Genomic DNA, 2980 nt, shown 5'->3' with positions numbered 1-2980 from the left:
TAATTTGTTTTATTCAACAATAATTTTTAGCTTAGTATACTGAATATAAACATAAAACGCCGGTGCCCCATAAACCCACCATAACACTTCAGCCCAATGTTCACAGAAATGAACCCATCGCTTTATTGCAGTTTGCCTACAACCGCAATTTATATGATATAAAACAACTAATAAAAGGAATAAACACAATTGTTTTTACCCAAATGTTAACGGCAAGGTAAACAGCGCACTGCACTCAGTACAGTATAATTGGAATAATAATTGTGTTTAACCAGAGATTGAACAAGAATAATAACCATAATTTTAACAAAACCTTTACATGACAACCTTTCCAAAAATCCTACTAACGCTTATTCTATTTGCTTTTAGTTGTTATATATATGCTCAGGATATTTTCAAGTCTATTAAAGATAGTGAATATGAAAAAGTAAAGCAGTTTATTCATGAAGATCCAAACCTGGTTGATTCTATTATTAAATGGGACTGCACCCCCTTAATTTATGCCTCCTATTGGGGAAAAGACACGATAGTTGAATTTCTTTTAAAATCTGGAGCAGATATGTATAAAGCAGGTCTTACGAATGGTAGAACGCCATTGCATTTAGCTGCTATGCAAAATAACTTGACTGTTGTTGAGGTCTTTCTGAACCACAGTATAGATGTAAATGTTACCGATTTCGAAAATAAAACAGCTTTAATTTATGCAATTGAGAATAACAAAAAAGAAATGATTGACCTTTTGCTTAAAGCAAATGCAAAACTTCCCGAGGAACAAGAATTGATTAATCCTTGTCTTCATTCTGCTGTGTTAAACAGTTTGCAGGATATTGCAGACAAACTTTTAGAAAATGGAGCCTCTCTATCTGGTTTTGACAACAATGGGCGAAGTTTGTTGCATAATGCCGTAATAGGGAAAAATTTAAAATGGACTGACTTGCTTATTGCAAAAAATATACAAATTAATAAGTTGGATAGTTTTAACAGAACTCCTTTGCATTATTCCGTAGAACTAAACCAACTTAATATTACAAAATTATTAATACAGAATGGTGCTGAAATTAATAGCATTGATTGCACCAATCGCACACCTCTTAATATAGCTCAGGCTTTAGGCTACATTCAAATAGCTGCTTTTTTGGAAAGCAAAGGTGGTGTACTTTCAGAGCCAGAGATTATTAAAATTTCAGGAGATGGGAATAAACAATCGGAAATAAAAGTCACCTATATCGCCAATATGGGGGTTTTGATTTCCTCTGCTTCAAAAACTATATTAATTGATGGTCTTTTCGATGAAAGTTATTATAACTATTCAACTACTCCAGAAAACATTGTAAATAAGATGAATAACTTTGAGCCTCCATTCAATTCTCTTGATCTTATATTGATAACTCATAGTGATGGGGATCATTTTTCAGCACCCATGCTAGGTGAATATTTATCAAATAATAAAACTGTGAAAGTAGTTTGTAATAATTTAACGTCAGCAGCAATTATGGAATGTGATAGCTTCAATACAGATTCCACAAATATTGTTAGAATTGCACCAGAATTATATCAATCAACAGATACCATTGTTAATGATATTAAGCTGAAAATATTGAGATTAAGACATGATGGTAGAGATGGTCAAGCAGAAAACATAGGGTTTTTAGTTGATATGGATGGATTTAAAATATTTCATTCCGGAGATTCTGATGGTTTTGTGAAGCAAGGTTTGGCAGTGAGTGGAATACAAGAATACGATTCTATTGGGATTAATGAAATGAATATTGATTTGGCTATTGTAAACCGAGGATATTTATGGAATTCCAAATCACCAGGAATACAAATTATTGAAAAACATATGAAGCCAAAACACATTATCATGGCGCATTTTTCAGAGAATAACAAACAAGGTGAATGGGAAAGGGTTGATCAAACCATTAAAGAGTATAAAGATATTTTGCCTGAGATCACAGTTTTTAAATGGCAAATGCAAGAAATCATTCTACAAAAAGAGCAATGAAAATGATTAATATTGATAACATAACTCGTTATGAAATTAAAACCCAGCCGTTAACATTTTATAAATTCCATGGCGGCCTAAGTGGTACGCCAGCAGCGGATTGCCGCATGTTCCCCTTGTCCGTATGCGGACAGGAAATCACCCGCAATCCGCCACGTAACTTATAATCACCGTTACCAACCATAAAACCCCAGGATGAAACGCTTCTACATTTTTATATTAATTTCCTTTTTATTCTCATGTAATCAGACAAATAAAACTGACTCAATTATAATATTTGAAACAATTCTTGGAGAGAAAGAAACAACTGCATTAAACGAGATTGTAACAGATTTTGATACCTTTTTGGATTTAAAATATCCAAATAAAACCTCAATTTTTGAGACATATATAAATGACTTGACAAAAAAATCTTACAATAACATCTGGAGAATAGATTCAACAATTATTTCAAAATATGCAGATTGTAATATATTCCCAAAATATGACTTGATTTTTCCTGATTCAGTTTGGTATGACGGGTTATCATTTAAAATCAAATATTCGGATAACGACGTTGTAGAAGAAATAACTCCAATCATTAGAAATGGAGGAATCAATATTGATTCAATGATTTTAGAAATAAAAACTAATCCGAAATTTTTGACAAAACATCAAAGTTCATTTCTTCCTGCATTAGACTCAATAAAAGATTCTGATTCTCTAATCTTTAATTATTTAGACGCAAAATCAATAATTGGCAACATATCGACTGAGGTGCTTTCAAAAGGACTAATGATTGGATTATCCGAAAACAATGAATACTTTGCAAAAAGGATTTTAATAATGGATGGATTAATAATAAAATAATTACGGTTGGTAACATTTTGCAAATTCCATAAGGGGTTCAGTGGTATGCAAGCAGCGGTTTTCCGCTCATTCTCTCGTCATTACCATGACAGAGAATCACACGCAAACCCTTACGTAACTTGCAAT

2 protein-coding genes are annotated in these 2980 nt (G+C 32.4%); both read left to right on the top strand.

What is annotated here, in order from left to right:
- Positions 1 to 319: 319 nt before the first annotated feature.
- The gene (locus PF572_00760; GenBank protein ID MDA3839594.1) at positions 320 to 2005 is read left to right on the top strand and encodes an ankyrin repeat domain-containing protein; all 1686 of its coding nucleotides are present in this window, start codon (positions 320 to 322) and stop codon (positions 2003 to 2005) included.
- 195 nt (positions 2006 to 2200) lie between these two features.
- Positions 2201 to 2854, top strand: a complete 654-nt coding sequence (locus PF572_00755) for a hypothetical protein (GenBank protein ID MDA3839593.1) — start codon at positions 2201 to 2203, stop codon at positions 2852 to 2854.
- The last annotated feature ends 126 nt before the right edge of the window (positions 2855 to 2980 follow it).

It is taken from the genome of Patescibacteria group bacterium (assembly GCA_027858235.1).
In the GTDB taxonomy this organism is placed as follows: Bacteria; Patescibacteriota; Patescibacteriia; order Patescibacteriales; family BM507; genus BM507.
Note: the sequence above shows the minus strand (reverse complement) of the source record. Positions and strands in the feature narration are given on the sequence as shown.

Excerpts from the sequence above, each read along its gene's own strand:
- PF572_00760 (MDA3839594.1), top strand. The coding sequence starts at position 320 with ATGACAACCTTTCCAAAAATCCTACTAACGCTTATTCTATTTGCTTTT.
- PF572_00755 (MDA3839593.1), top strand. The coding sequence starts at position 2,201 with ATGAAACGCTTCTACATTTTTATATTAATTTCCTTTTTATTCTCATGT.